Consider the following 14177-nt stretch of genomic DNA (forward strand, 5'->3'; position numbering starts at 1 on the left):
CCAGGGGGTGCCTCCCCCTGGACCCCGCCCGCTCCCCCACCCGGCCCAGCCCCCGGAACAACCCCGCGCCCGCGACCGCTGTACCCGGCATGAGCGAATATCGCATCGAGCACGACTCCATGGGCGAGGTCAGGGTCCCGGCGCACGCCAAGTGGCGGGCGCAGACGCAGCGGGCGGTGGAGAACTTCCCGGTCTCCGGGCAGCGGATCGAGCGGGCGCACATCGAGGCCCTGGCACGGATCAAGGCGGCGGCCGCGAAGGTGAACGCCGGGCTCGGAGTGCTGGACGAGGACATCGCCGAGGCCATCCAGGAGGCGGCGCGGGAGGTCGCCGAGGGCAGGTGGGACGAGCACTTCCCCGTGGACGTGTTCCAGACGGGCTCCGGGACCTCGTCCAACATGAACACCAACGAGGTCATCGCGACGCTCGCGAGCGAGCGGCTCGGCCGGGCCGTCCACCCCAACGACCACGTCAACGCCTCGCAGTCCTCCAACGACGTGTTCCCCTCGTCCCTCCACATCGCCGCCACCGCCGCCGTCACCCACGACCTGATCCCGGCGCTGGAGCACCTCGCCGCCTCGCTGGCGCGCAAGAGCGAGGAGTTCGCCGACGTGGTGAAGTCCGGGCGGACGCATCTGATGGACGCCACGCCCGTGACGCTGGGGCAGGAGTTCGGCGGGTACGCCGCCCAGGTGCGCTACGGGGTCGAGCGGCTGCGGGCCTCCCTGCCCCGGCTCGCCGAGCTGCCACTGGGCGGCACCGCCGTCGGCACCGGGATCAACACTCCGCCCGGCTTCCCCGCCGCCGTCATCGCGGAGGTCGCCCGGGTCACCGGGCTGCCGCTCACCGAGGCGCGCGACCACTTCGAGGCGCAGGGGGCCCGGGACGGGATCGTGGAGACCAGCGGGCAGTTGAGGACCATCGCCGTCGGACTGACCAAGATCGCCAACGATCTGCGGTGGATGGCGTCGGGGCCGAGGACCGGGCTCGCCGAGATCCGGCTGCCGGACCTGCAGCCCGGCTCGTCCATCATGCCGGGCAAGGTCAACCCGGTCGTGCCGGAAGCCGTGTTGATGGTCGCCGCACAGGTCATCGGCAACGACACCACCATCACCACCGCGGGTGCCGCCGGGAACTTCGAGCTGAACGTGATGCTCCCCGTCATCGCCAAGAACGTGCTGGAGTCCGTCCGGCTGCTCGCCAATGTGTCGCGGCTGCTCGCCGACCGGACCGTCGACGGCATCACCGCCGACCGGGAACGCGCCCGTGAGTACGCCGAGTCGTCGCCGTCCGTGGTCACCCCGCTCAACAAGTACATCGGCTACGAGGAGGCCGCGAAGGTCGCCAAGAAGTCCCTCGCCGAGCGGAAGACCATCCGGGAGGTCGTCCTGGAGAACGGCTACGTCGAGCGCGGTGATCTGACGCGGGAACAGCTCGACGAGGCGCTGGATGTCCTGCGGATGACGCACCCGTAACGGCCGGCGAACCTTTGCGGCCGGCGGCGCACATCGGTGGCCGGCACCGCGGCGGTGTGTGTCCGCGGCACCTAATATCTGTGCATGACGGACGTTGGAGCGATGACGAGCACGGCAGCGGGACCCGCGCGTTACTGGGCCCCGGGGACCCCGATCCTGTGGCGCTACCGGGAGAACGCCGGCGAGCACTTCCACATCGCGCGCCCCGTCACCGTGGTACGCGACGACGCGGACCTGCTCGCCGTCTGGCTGGCCCCCGGCACCGAGTGCATGAAGCCGGTCCTCGCCGACGGCACGCCGGTGCACGAGGAGCCGCTGCGGACCCGCTACACCAAACCGCGCGCGGTGCAGCGGGACCGCTGGTTCGGCACCGGTGTGCTCAAGCTCGCCCAGCCCGGCCGGCCCTGGTCGGTGTGGCTGTTCTGGGAGCCGGGCTGGAGGTTCAAGAACTGGTACGTCAACCTGGAGCAGCCGCTGGCCCGTTGGACGGGCGGGGTGGACTCCGAGGACTACTTCCTCGACGTCTCCGTGCACCCGGACCGCAGCTGGCACTGGCGCGACGAGGACGAGTTCGCGCAGGCCCGGCGGGACGGGCTGATGGACGCGCGGACGGCGCGGCGGGTGCGGGCGGCGGGCCGGGAGGCGGTCGAGGTCATCGAATCCTGGGGACCGCCGTTCTCGGACGGCTGGCAGCACTGGCGCCCGGACCCGTCCTGGGCGGTACCGTCTCTCCCCGAGGACTGGGACCGTACGCCCGCGCACGTGTCCTCATGAGACCCTTGAAGCGCCCCCGGGCAAGAAACGTAGGATCGTCCTCCGCAAGGGCGCATGCAAGCAACTGACGGAGCATGGGCGAGGCTTGACCGATCGTCACCGAGGGGGGCGGCAGGACGTGAGCGAGGGGCAGCAGGGCACCATCACCGCCGGCCCGCCAGGACACGCCGGTGGCGCGGAAACAACACCTGAGCACGCGGGAATTCCGTTCCTGGGGCACGTATTGCGGGTATCGGGACTTCTGCGGGACCGACTGCGCGCCCGGCGCGCAGCCCCGGACGGATGGATGCGACACGCGTGACGGAGCAGCCCACCTCCTTCGAGCGCCCCCAGGGCGCCGACCCCGCGGAGGCCCGCGGGGCGCTCCTGCGTACCCACAAGGCCCCCGGCACCTCGGCCTTACCGGTGCAGGGCCGGCCCGACGGGGCACCGGCCGCCGCGGGGCCGGCCGCGTCCTGCGGCAGCGCAAGGGCTGGCGGCACAGGAAGGGACGGCACGGGGACCCAGCCCCCGGTCGGCAAGGGGAAGGAGCCCCCAGTCAACGGCCCCGAGCACTCCCAGCCCGCCACCACCGACGACGTGGGGGCACCTCCCGCGCATGGGGATCCCCCCGCGCGAGCGAAGCCGAGCGTGGAGGAGAAGCCGAGCGTGGGGGAGAAGCCGAGCGTGGGGGACAAGCCGAGCCTCGGGGGGCACCGCCCCCGCCCCGCGCCGGACGCCATTCCGCCGCAGCCCGGGGCCGAGCAGGAGCGGACGCCGGGCGGCCAGGAGCGCCGTACCGGACGCGGACTGCCGCCGGGACGGCCGATGCCCATGCGCCGGGACGGCGACCGGCTGCGGTTCGTGGGCGCGGCGACCCGGCGCATCGCGCGCGGCCTGGATCTGGACGAGATCGTGATGGGGCTGTGCCGGGCCACCGTGCCGACGTTCTCGGACGCGATCCTGGTGTATCTGCGCGACCCGCTGCCGGTCGGCGACGAGCGGCCCACCGGTCCGGTGGTGCTGCGGCTGCGGCGCAGCGACCGGATCCCGGAGGAGCGGGACACCGAAGGTGTGCTGCTGCCGCCCGCCTTCGACCCGGAGCCCGAGCCGAGCGCGCTGGCCGAGCTGTCCGCGCTGACCACAGAGCTGTGCGAGGTGCGCCCCGGCGGCGCCCTGAACGAGGTGCTGCGCGGGGTGCGGCCGGTGTTCGCGGAGGCGCCCGCCGCCCGGGCCGCGCTGCCGGAACTGCTCGGCCCGGGCGGCGAGGGGCTCGTGCCGTCCGGGCAGCACGCGATCCTCGCCCCGCTGCGCGGCCGGCGCCGGGTGATCGGCGCGGCCCTGTTCCTGCGCCGACCGGAGCGGCTCCCGTTCGAGGCGGACGACCTGCTGGTGGCCGCCCAGCTGGCCACGCACAGCGCGCTCGGCATCGACAAGGCGGTGCTGTACGGCCGGGAGGCCTACATCGCCGACGAGCTGCAGCGCACCATGCTGCCCGAGACCCTGCCCCGGCCGACCGGGGTGCGGCTCGCCTCCCGGTATCTGCCGGCGGCCGAGACCGCGCGGGTGGGCGGTGACTGGTACGACGCGATCCCGCTGCCGGGCAGCCGGGTGGCGCTGGTCGTCGGCGATGTGATGGGCCACTCCATGACCTCGGCGGCGATCATGGGCCAGCTGCGCACGACCGCGCAGACGCTGGCGGGGCTGGACCTGCCGCCGCAGGAGGTGCTGCACCACCTGGACGAGCAGGCGCAGCGGCTCGGCACGGACCGCATGGCTACCTGTCTGTACGCCGTCTACGACCCGGTCAGGCACCGCATCACGATCGCCAACGCCGGCCATCCGCCGCCCGTGCTGCTGCACCTGGGCGGGCGGGCCGAGGTGCTGCGGGTGCCGCCGGGCGCGCCGATCGGCGTCGGCGGGGTGGACTTCGAGGCGGTGGAGCTGGACGCGCCCGCCGGTGCCACGCTGCTGCTGTACACCGACGGCCTGGTGGAGTCCCGGCTGCGGGACGTGTGGACCGGTATAGAGCAGCTGCGCGAGAAGCTGGCCGCGACCGCCCGGTTGACCGGTGCGGACCATCCGCCGCCGCTGGAAGCCCTGTGCGACGAGGTGCTGGACATGCTCGGGCCGGGCGACCGGGACGACGACATCGCGCTGCTCGCGGCCCGCTTCGACGGGATCGCGCCGAGCGATGTGGCGTACTGGCGGCTGGAGCCGGACGAGACGGCCCCCGGCCAGGCCCGTCGGCTGGCCCGCCGCGCGCTGGCGCGCTGGGACCTGGAGGACCTGACGGATTCGGTGGAGCTGCTGGTCAGCGAGGTCGTGACGAACGCCGTACGGTACGCGTCGCGGCCGGTGACGCTGCGGCTGCTGCGCACGGACGTGCTGCGCTGCGAGGTGGGCGACGACGTGCCGCAGTTGCCGCGCCTGCGCCAGGCCCGCGCCACGGACGAGGGCGGGCGCGGTCTGTACCTGGTCAACAGGCTGGCCCGGCGCTGGGGCGCGACCCGGCTGAGCATCGGCAAGGTGGTGTGGTTCGAGCTGAACCGGGGTTAGGCGCGGGGCGGGAGACGTGCGAAGGGCGCCCGGGGAGTTCCCGGGCGCCCTTCGCGCTCGTACTGCTACTGGCCGAGGTTCTGGCCGCCGCCCGGATCGAGCGGGTTCTGGGGCGTGGTGCCGCCGGTCGGCGTCTGTGTCGGCGTCTGGGTGGGGGTCTGCGTCGGCGTCTGCGTGGGCGTCTGCGTCGGCGGCTTGGTGGTCGGCGTCCGCGTCGGGGGCGTGGACGTCGGCGCCTTGCTGGTCGGCGTCTGCGACGGCGTGCTGGACGGCGTCGAGGAGGGGGTGGGCGTGTAGGACGGCTGGACGGCCGCGCCCTGGGTGGTGTCCAGCTCGAACTTGCTGACGTCGCCCATCGCGCCGAAGGTGTACGCGGCCCAGATCTGCGCCGGGTAGCCGCCGCCGTTGATGCGGCCGCCGCCCTTGGTGATGAGGCCCGTGGCACCGGTCAGCGACACCTGTGCGTGGGACGTCGGGTCCTCGCCGAACAGGCCGACGGAGGTGACCAGGCCGGGTGTGTAGCCGGTGAACCAGGCCGACTTGTTGTTGTCGGACGTACCCGTCTTGCCGGCGACCTGCTGGCCGTTGCGCTCCGGGTTGCTCGCCACCGACCCCTGGGCCGTGCCGTCGTCGACCACGCCGGTGAGCACCGAGGTGACGGTGTCGGCGGCGGTCCGGCTGATCACCTGGTCGCCGATCGGGTCCGGGAGGTTGACGGTGCGGTCCTTGTGCTCGGCGGACTTGATGATCGCCGGGGTGACCTTCTTGCCGTGGTTGTCGAGGGTGGCGTAGATGCCGGCCATCTCCAGCGGGCTCGCGCCCATGGAGCCCAGCGTCTGCGCGGGGACCGCCTCCATGCCCTTGGTGTCCATGCCGAGCTTGCCGGCGGTGGCCATCACCTTGTCCATGCCCACGTCGACGCCCATCTGCGCGAAGACGGAGTTGACGGACTGGTTCATGGCCGTCTGGACGGTGATGGGCCCGAAGTCCGCGTTGTCCTCGTTGGGCGGGCCGAAGCCGACCTTGCTGCCGTGGTCCACGACCTGGCGGCCGCTGGTGCCGTCGTAGATCGTGTTCGCGGTGATCGGCTGGCCGCTCTGCGTCGTGGCGCCCTGGTCCACGGCGGCGGCCAGGATCACCGGCTTGAAGGTGGAGGCGGGCTGGTAGTCACGGCGGGTGGCGTTGTTGGTGTAGTGCTTGAAGTAGTCCGCGCCGCCGTACATGGCGAGGACCCTGCCCGTCTTCGGGTCGACGGAGACGGCACCGGGCTGGACGGCACCGTCGACCGAGCGCCTCTTGGGGTTGAGCTTGCTGGTCAGCTGCTCCGTGACGGCCTGCTCCAGGCGGCGCTGCTTCGTCCGGTCGATGTTGAGCGTGATCGTCCAGCCGCCCTTGCGTACCAGCGCCTCGGCGTCCCCGAGGCTGCCGGCGTCGCCCTGGGCGACCAGCTGCTTCTCCAGCGCCACGTTGGCCGCGTCCACCAGGTAGCCGGTCTGGCCCTGCATACCGGGCGCCGCCTTGGGCGCCTTGGGCACCGGGAACTTCATGGCCTGGCGCTTGGCCGGATCCAGCCAGTGCTGCTTGACCATGTTGTCCAGGACGTAGTTCCAGCGGGCCATCGCGAGCTGCTTGCCCGTGTCGGTGGCGATGCCCCAGTCGTACTGGTTCGGCGCCTGGAGCAGTGCCGCGAGGTAGGCGCCCTCCTGGACCGTGAGGTTCTTGGCGTCCTTGTGGTAGTAGGCCTGCGCCGCTGCCTGGATGCCGTAGGCGCCGCGGCCGTAGTAGCTGGTGTTGATGTAGCCCGCGAGGATGTAGTCCTTGGACTTCTGGCGGTCCAGCTTCAGCGAGATGACCAGTTCCTTCAGCTTGCGCGTGACGGTCTGGTTCTGGTCCAGGTAGTAGTTCTTGACGTACTGCTGGGTGATCGTCGAGCCGCCCTGCGTGCCGCGTCCCATGACGGTGTTGAGGATGCCGCGGGCGGTGCCCCTCAGGTCGACGCCGGAGTCCGAGTAGAAGGTCTTGTTCTCGGCGGCGACGAAGGTGCGCTGGACGTCCTTGGGGACCTCGGCGAGGTCGACGCTCTCCCGGTTCAGCTGGCCGGTGCGGGCGAGGAGCGTGCCGTCGCTGTACTTGTAGATGTTGCTCTGCAGCTGGGCGGCGGCGTTGCCCGCCGGGATGTTGATCGTCATGTACAGCGCGATGAAGGCGCCGATGACGAGCAGCAGGAAGCCGAAGAGGGTCCCGAGGATCTTCTTCCAGGTGAAGAGCCGGCGTATTCGGCCCTTGGGGCGCTTGCCGCCGGCCGGGGCGGACGGTGAACCGGTGGCGGGCGCCGTGGGCGCGGAGCGGCGGCGCCTGGGCGCCGCGCGGTGGCCGCCGCGCTGCCGCGCTCGTCTCTCTTCCGCTCGTCCCATGGGTCCCTACGCTCCACATCCGTCTCGGGGGTCAGCTCCGAAAGCTAACACCCCCCTATATGACAAAGGACGCCCGATCCGCTCTTTTGCGGACGTGACAATCAGCACCCGCCCCAAGGGAACCGACGGTTCTGGAGCGTCCAGGGTTGCTTCCCGTTGCCGAAAGTTGCCCCACGCGACGCGCCGGCCACGGCAGAGCGGGAGGCGGGCCGGCCGTATACACCGCACGTATACACCGTGTGTAGAGTGCTCGGCATGTCCATCGGTCACACCCTCCTAGGACTCCTGGAGTCCGGCCCGCGCCACGGCTACGACCTGAAGCGGGCCTTCGACGAGAAGTTCGGTCAGGACCGGCCGCTCCACTACGGCCAGGTCTACTCCACGATGTCCCGGCTGCTGAAGCACGGCCTCGTCGAGGTCGACGGGATCGAGGCGGGCGGCGGCCCCGAGCGCAAGCGGTACGCCATCACCGACGCCGGCATCACCGACGTCGAGCGCTGGCTCGGCACACCGGAGAAGCCCGAGGAGTACCTGCAGTCGACCCTGTACACCAAGGTCGTCCTCGCGCTGCTGACCCACCGCGACGCGGCCGCCGTCCTCGACGCCCAGCGCGCCGAGCACCTGCGCAGCATGCGGATCCTGACCGACCGCAAGCGCAAGGGCGACCTCGCCGACCAGCTGATCTGCGACCACGCGCTGTTCCATCTGGAGGCCGACCTGCGCTGGCTGGAGCTGACCGCGGCGCGCCTGGACAAGCTCAGCGAGACGGTGGCCCGATGAGCGCGCCCGCCGGTTCCCTGCTGACCGCCGACGACCTGCGCAAGACCTACGGCCCGACGGTCGCGCTCGACGGCGCCGGGTTCTCCATCCACCCCGGCGAGGTCGTCGCCGTCATGGGGCCCTCCGGCTCCGGCAAGTCGACACTGCTGCACTGCCTCGCCGGCATCGTGCCGCCGGACTCCGGGTCCATCGTCTACGACGGCCGGGAGCTGTCCGGCATGGGCGACGCCGAGCGCAGCGCCCTGCGCCGCTCGGAGTTCGGGTTCGTCTTCCAGTTCGGCCGGCTGGTGCCCGAGTTGACCTGCGCCGAGAACGTGGCCCTCCCGCTCCGGCTGAACGGCGTCTCCCGCAAGGCGGCCGAGAAGGCCGCGCTCGGCTGGATGGAGCGCCTGGAGGTGGACGACCTGAAGGGCAAACGGCCCGGCGAGGTCTCCGGCGGCCAGGGCCAGCGGGTCGCGGTGGCGCGGGCGCTGGTCACCGGGCCCCGGGTGGTCTTCGCCGACGAGCCCACCGGCGCGCTCGACTCCCTCAACGGCGAGCGCGTGATGGAGCTGCTGACCGACGCGGCCCGCTCCACCAGCGCCGCCGTCGTCCTCGTCACGCACGAGGCCCGGGTGGCCGCCTACTCGGACCGGGAGATCGTCGTACGCGACGGCAGGTCCCGGGACATGGAGCGGATCGTATGAGCGTGCGTTCATGGAGCCGGGACCTGGCGATGGGGGTCAGGTTCGCCTTCACGGGCGGGCGCGAGGGCCATGTCCGGGTGTTGCTGACGGCCGTCGGCGTCGGGCTCGGCGTGGCCCTGCTCCTGCTGACCGCCGCGATCCCGGGCGCTTTGTCGGCACGGCACGACCGCGACGACGCCCGTACGGACTACACCTACGGCCCGCGGCGGGCGAAGGCCGCGAACACCCTGGTGATCTCCGACGCCGACACGACGTACCGCGGCAAGGGCGTGCGCGGCCGGCTGGTGGAACCGGAGGGGCCGCGGGCGCCGGTCGCACCGGGACTGTCGTCCTATCCGGCGCCGGGTGAGATGGCCGTCTCGCCCGCGCTGGGGGAACTGCTCGGCTCGGCCGGCGGCAGGCTGCTGCGCGAGCGGCTGCCGTACCGGATCGTCGGGACCATCGGCGAGAGCGGACTCATCGGCTCGCGCGAACTCGCCTACTACGCCGGAGCGACGGACCTGGCTCCGCGCATCGACGGGTGGCGGACGGCCCGGATCACCGCGTTCGGGCGTGTGGCGGCGACGCCGGACCGGATGGACCCGGTCCTGATCCTGCTGGTGCTGGTCGTCTTCGTGGTGCTGCTGATGCCGGTCGCCGTGTTCATCGCCACGGCCGTGCGGTTCGGCGGCGAACGGCGCGACCGCAGGCTGGCCGCGCTGCGGCTGGTGGGCTCCGACACCCGGATGACCCGCCGGATCGCGGCCGGCGAGGCGCTCGCCGGATCCCTCGTCGGCCTGGTCTTCGGCACCGTCTTCTTCCTGACCGGCCGTCAGCTCGCGGGCTCGGTCGAGGTCATGGACATCAGCGTGTTCCCCAGCTACCTGAACCCCTCCCCCGCGCTGGCCGCGCTGGTCGCGGTCGCCGTGCCGGCGGCGGCGGTGCTGGTCACCCTGTTCGCGCTGCGCGGGGTGGTGATCGAGCCGCTCGGCGTGGTCCGTACGGCGCGGCCCACGCGCCGCCGGCTGTGGTGGCGGCTGCTGCTGCCGCTGGGCGGGCTGGCGTGCCTCGCACCGATGATCGGGCAGGGCCGCGGCAACGGCGACTTCAACCAGTACCTGGTGACCGGCGGCGTCCTGCTGCTGCTCGTCGGCGTGACCACACTGCTGCCGTGGGTCGTCGAGGCGGTGGTGAACCGGCTCGTGGGCGGCTCGGTGTCCTGGCAACTGGCGGTGCGGCGACTGCAGTTGACCAGCGGTTCGGCGGCCCGCACGGTGAACGGCATCGCGGTCGCGGTGGCCGGGGCGATCGCGCTGCAGATGCTGTTCGCGGGCGTCCAGGGCGACTACACCAAGAACACCGGGCGCGATCCCGGCCGGGTCCAGATGCAGGTCGCGCTCTCCCGTGGCACCGACTTCGTGCCCACGGCCGGCCGCTTCTCCGCCACGCCGGGGGTACGCAAGGCGGTCGCGCTGGGCAGCACCGAACTGGGCGACCGGGACTGGGGGCGCGGCCCCGACAGCACGGCACTTCTGACCGTGGGCAGTTGCGAGGCGCTGCACGAGGTCGCCCGGCTGCCGTCCTGCCGGAACGGGGACGCCTTCCTGGCGCGGGGCGGCGCCAACGACGCCGCCGTGGGCGCGCTCGTGCGCCCTGGCCGCACGCTCCACCTCGACACGGTCGAAGGCGTCGGCCCCGGCCCGGACGTGCCCTGGCGGGTGCCGGGCGGTCTGCGGCCGGTCCGCGCGCTCCCCGGCCCGAACGGGGCCCCGGACAGCGCCGTGCTGCTGACCCCGGGAGCCAGCCCCGACCGGGTGAGCCGCCTGCTGAACCCGGCGGTGTACCTCACGCTCGACCGGTCGGTACCGGACGCCGCCGAGTACGTCCGCAACACGGCCGCGCGGATCGACCCGCTGGCGGACGCCACCGTCTGGTCGGCGACCGAGGAGTCGAAGAAGTTCACGTCCATCCGCACCGGGCTGCTCGTCGGCGCCTTCTGCGTGCTGATCCTGATCGGCACGAGCCTGCTGGTCTCCCAGCTGGAGCAGCTGCGCGAGCGCAGGAAACTGCTGTCGTCGCTGGTCGCCTTCGGCACCCGGCGGCGCACCCTGAGCCTGTCGGTGCTGTGGCAGACGGCGATCCCGATCGCGCTGGGGCTGCTGCTGGCCCTGGCCGTGGGGCTGACGCTGGGCACGGTGCTGCTGAGAATGGTCGGCGCGACGGTCGGCGTGGACTGGCCGAGCGTGCTGACGATGACCGGCGCGGGCGCGGCGGTGGTCCTGGCGGTGACCCTGCTGAGCCTGCCGCCGCTGCTGCGGCTGATGCGGCCGGACGGGCTGCGGACGGAGTAGCCCCGGCGGCGCCGCGGGGAACGGCCCTGCCCGCGGGGCTACTCCAGGACCCGCACCGGCAACGACCGCAGCGCCGTGCGCAGCGCGGCGGCCAGCTCCTCGTACTCCGCGGAGCGCGCCGCGCCCGCCCGCATGGCGAAGGCGACCCGGCGGCTGGGCGCGGGCTCGGCGAAGGACCCGGTGAGGAGCTGGCTGCTGCGGGCGGTCTCCAGCTTCAGCGCCGTCCGCGGCAGCAACGTACAGCCGAGGCCGCCGGCGACGAGCTGGACGAGGGTGGACAGACCGGCGGCGGTCGTGGTGACCGGGGCGCCCTCTCGTCGCCCACCACCACCCCCGACCGAGGGGCTTCGCCCCGCCCCCTTGAATCCCAGACCGGCCTCGCGGCAGATGTCGAGTGCCTGGTCGCGCAGGCAGTGCCCCTCGTCCAGGAGCAGCAGGTTCAGCTCCTTGAGCGCCTCGCGCGGGATGCCCTCGCGCCCGCCGAGCCAGTGGTCGAGCGGGGTGACGAGCACGAAGTCCTCGTCGAACAGCGGGAGTTCGACCACGCCGGGCACACCGAGCGGCACGGCCAGCAACAGCAGGTCCAGCCGGCCGGAGTTCAGGCCCTCCAGCAGGCTCGCGGTCTGCTCCTCGTGCACCTGCAGGTCGAGCTGCGGATAGCGGTCGTGCACGAGCCGCAGCACGGCCGGCAGCAGATACGGCGCGACGGTGGGGATCACGCCGAGGCGCAGGGCTCCGGTGAACGGCGCCCGGACCGCCTCGGCCTCCTCCAGCAGCGCGCCGACCGCCTCCAGCACCGCCCTCGCCCGCACCGCGAGCCGCTCACCGGCGGGCGAGAGCAGCACCTTGCGCGTCGTACGCTCGAGGAGCGTCACCCCGAGGGACTCCTCCAGCGCCGAGACCGCCCCGGACAGCGCGGGCTGGCTCATCCCGATCGCGGCGGCCGCGTCCCGGAAGTGCAGGTGCTCGGCGACGGCGGCGAACGCCCGCAGCTGGGCGAGACTGGGCTGTCTCCGCTTGCCGTTACTGATGGTCACTGATAACTACCTCCGATCAACACGACCGAGTGTAGCTATTTCACTAATCAATGCACCCTGTGCCACCATCGACAGCGTCCAACCCACACGGGAAAAGCCCCCAAAAGGGGTATTTCTTCGCTGCAAGGAGAGCAAGTGCTCACTGTCGGTGACAAGTTCCCCGAGTTCGAACTGACCGCCTGCGTCTCGCTGGAGAAGGGCAAGGAGTTCGAGCAGATCCACCACAAGTCCTACGAGGGCAAGTGGCTGGTCGTGTTCGCATGGCCGAAGGACTTCACCTTCGTCTGCCCGACCGAGATCGCCGCGTTCGGGAAGCTGAACGACGAGTTCGCCGACCGAGACGCCCAGATCCTCGGCTTCTCCGGTGACTCCGAGTTCGTCCACCACGCCTGGCGCAAGGACCACCCGGACCTGACCGACCTGCCGTTCCCGATGATGGCGGACTCCAAGCACGAGCTGATGCGCGACCTCGGCATCGAGGGCGAGGACGGCTTCGCGCAGCGCGCCGTCTTCGTCGTCGACCCGAACCGCGAGATCCAGTTCACCATGGTCACCGCCGGTTCCGTGGGCCGTAACCCCAAGGAGGTCCTGCGGGTCCTGGACGCCCTCCAGACGGACGAGCTGTGCCCGTGCAACTGGAACAAGGGCGAGGACACCCTGGACCCGGTCGCGCTGCTGGCCGGTGAGTGACCCATGTCGCTCGACTCGCTGAAGTCCCGCGTCCCGGACTACGCCAAGGACCTGAAGCTCAACCTGGGCTCGGTCATCGGCAACTCCGACCTGCCGCAGCAGCAGCTGTGGGGCACTGTGCTGGCGACCGCCATCGCCTCCCGGTCCCCGATCGTGCTGCGTGAGCTGGAGCCGGAGGCGAAGGCGAACCTCACGCCGGAGGCGTACACGGCCGCCAAGTCGGCCGCCGCGATCATGGCGATGAACAACGTCTTCTACCGGACGCGCCACCTGCTGTCCGACCACGAGTACGGCACCCTGCGCGCGGGCCTGCGGATGAACGTCATCGGCAACCCGGGCGTGGAGAAGGCCGACTTCGAGCTGTGGTCGTTCGCGGTCTCCGCGATCAACGGCTGCGGCATGTGCCTGGACTCGCACGAGCAGGTGCTGCGCAAGGCCGGCGTGGAGCGCGACGTGATCCAGGAGGCGTTCAAGATCGCCTCGGTGGTCCAGGCCGTGGGCGTCACGCTGGAGGCGGAGGCGGTACTGGCCGAACCGGCCGAGTAACCGACCGCCGCACCACCCTCCTCGGCCCCGCCGGGCTTCGGCCCGGCGGGGCCGAGTTCCGTGTATGGGGGTGACGTGTACCACTCACGGCGAGACCTCGCCGGGGCAGCCCGTGACCGCGATGTCGGCCGATTGCCCGATTCACCGCTCTTGCCGGGAAGTTCCGTACACACAGCGTCATAGCGGAAGTTCCTTGTCCGCTTCGCCGTCGCATACCTGATCGACAGTTCGAGCGGCCGTCTGGTTGGCTCCCCCTCGACCACTTCCAGCCACCGGACCCTGTCCGGTGGCTGTCTGAACGTTTTCCAGGGGGACAAGACCATGTCCGTACACAGCCATGTCTCGGCGAGGACCGCGCTCGCGGCGGCCGCAGCGGGTCTGGGCATCCTCGGCGTGACCGCTCCGCAGGTCGCCGCCGCCGACCGGCCGGTGCCCAGCATCTCGGCCAAGGCCGACCAGCACACCCGGGCGATCGCGGCGGCGCGTCCCACCGCCGCCGCGGCCGGCGCGACCGTCTGCGGCGCCGGATACAGCCTCTACAACGCGCAGCAGCTGCCCGACGCCCGGCGCTTCGCGACGCTCTTCGTCTACGTCAAGGGGAACAACCCCGCGAGCAGCGACGCCCCGACGTGCGCCATCCTCGACAACAACACGGGCGGCAAGAAGTGGATGAAGATCAAGCTCTGCTCGAACTACATCGCGGACGGCTGCGCGAGTGACGCGGGCGTCTACTCCGAGTACGCCGGGCCCGTCTACCGCAGCCGCGGCGGCTGCGGCGAGGTCACGTCGCTGATGAGCGGCACCACCTCCAGCTCCACCCCCCTGATCGTCAACAACGTCCAGGGCACCACGGCCTGCGACTAGCAGACGTCGCACGAACGTGACACGGGACTCCACGCGCCGCACG

General features: G+C 71.9%; 11 protein-coding genes. 9 read left to right on the forward strand and 2 right to left on the reverse strand.

Annotation, left to right across the window (positions count from 1 at the left end):
* Positions 1-89: 89 nt before the first annotated feature.
* From ACZ60X_RS15355 to ACZ60X_RS15365, 3 genes are all read left to right on the forward strand, one after another.
* Entirely contained in the window at positions 90-1475 is a 1386-nt protein-coding gene (locus ACZ60X_RS15355) for a class II fumarate hydratase (protein ID WP_469598211.1), read from the forward strand.
* 84 nt (positions 1476-1559) lie between these two features.
* Entirely contained in the window at positions 1560-2249 is a 690-nt protein-coding gene (gene fomD / locus ACZ60X_RS15360) for a cytidylyl-2-hydroxypropylphosphonate hydrolase (RefSeq protein ID WP_469598213.1), read from the forward strand.
* 297 nt (positions 2250-2546) lie between these two features.
* Positions 2547-4787: a SpoIIE family protein phosphatase gene (locus tag ACZ60X_RS15365; protein WP_469598216.1), complete on the forward strand. Its 2241-nt coding sequence runs from the start codon at positions 2547-2549 to the stop codon at positions 4785-4787.
* Positions 4788-4852: 65 nt separating this feature from the next.
* Here the strand turns inward: ACZ60X_RS15365 and ACZ60X_RS15370 are convergent, their stop codons facing one another.
* Positions 4853-7201 carry a transglycosylase domain-containing protein gene (locus ACZ60X_RS15370; protein WP_469598219.1) on the reverse strand — a complete coding sequence of 783 codons (2349 nt, stop codon included), beginning with the start codon at positions 7199-7201 and terminating at the stop codon, positions 4853-4855.
* Between the two features lie 255 nt (positions 7202-7456).
* Here ACZ60X_RS15370 and ACZ60X_RS15375 point away from each other — a divergent pair, with 255 nt between their 5' ends.
* The 3 genes from ACZ60X_RS15375 to ACZ60X_RS15385 are packed head-to-tail and all read left to right on the forward strand — an operon-like array spanning position 7457 to position 10997.
* Positions 7457-7981 carry a PadR family transcriptional regulator gene (locus tag ACZ60X_RS15375; protein WP_469598221.1) on the forward strand — a complete coding sequence of 175 codons (525 nt, stop codon included), beginning with the start codon at positions 7457-7459 and terminating at the stop codon, positions 7979-7981.
* Positions 7978-8667 carry an ABC transporter ATP-binding protein gene (locus tag ACZ60X_RS15380; RefSeq protein WP_469598223.1) on the forward strand — a complete coding sequence of 230 codons (690 nt, stop codon included), beginning with the start codon at positions 7978-7980 and terminating at the stop codon, positions 8665-8667. Before ACZ60X_RS15375 ends, ACZ60X_RS15380 begins: the two co-directional genes overlap by 4 nt.
* Complete coding sequence (locus tag ACZ60X_RS15385) at positions 8664-10997, forward strand: FtsX-like permease family protein (RefSeq protein ID WP_469598226.1); 2334 nt, start codon at positions 8664-8666, stop codon at positions 10995-10997. The genes ACZ60X_RS15380 and ACZ60X_RS15385 overlap by 4 nt, the downstream gene beginning before the upstream one ends.
* A gap of 38 nt (positions 10998-11035) precedes the next feature.
* On the opposite strand, the gene ACZ60X_RS15390 is transcribed toward ACZ60X_RS15385, so the two are convergent.
* Complete coding sequence (locus ACZ60X_RS15390; RefSeq protein ID WP_469598437.1) at positions 11036-12028, reverse strand: LysR substrate-binding domain-containing protein; 993 nt, start codon at positions 12026-12028, stop codon at positions 11036-11038.
* 141 nt (positions 12029-12169) lie between these two features.
* On the opposite strand from ACZ60X_RS15390, the gene ACZ60X_RS15395 reads away from it, so the two are divergent.
* The 3 genes from ACZ60X_RS15395 to ACZ60X_RS15405 all read left to right on the forward strand — a co-directional run bounded on the left by ACZ60X_RS15395 (position 12170) and on the right by ACZ60X_RS15405 (position 14134).
* Positions 12170-12724 carry a peroxiredoxin gene (locus tag ACZ60X_RS15395; protein WP_469598229.1) on the forward strand — a complete coding sequence of 185 codons (555 nt, stop codon included), beginning with the start codon at positions 12170-12172 and terminating at the stop codon, positions 12722-12724.
* A 3-nt stretch (positions 12725-12727) separates the two neighbouring features.
* Positions 12728-13270, forward strand: coding sequence for an alkyl hydroperoxide reductase (locus ACZ60X_RS15400; protein ID WP_469598230.1), 543 nt, complete (start codon positions 12728-12730; stop codon positions 13268-13270).
* 321 nt (positions 13271-13591) lie between these two features.
* Positions 13592-14134 (forward strand): hypothetical protein, encoded by a 543-nt coding sequence (locus tag ACZ60X_RS15405; protein WP_469598231.1) that lies wholly within the window; start codon positions 13592-13594, stop codon positions 14132-14134.
* The last annotated feature ends 43 nt before the right edge of the window (positions 14135-14177 follow it).

The sequence above is a fragment of the Streptomyces sp. NPDC104106 genome (assembly GCF_055584345.1).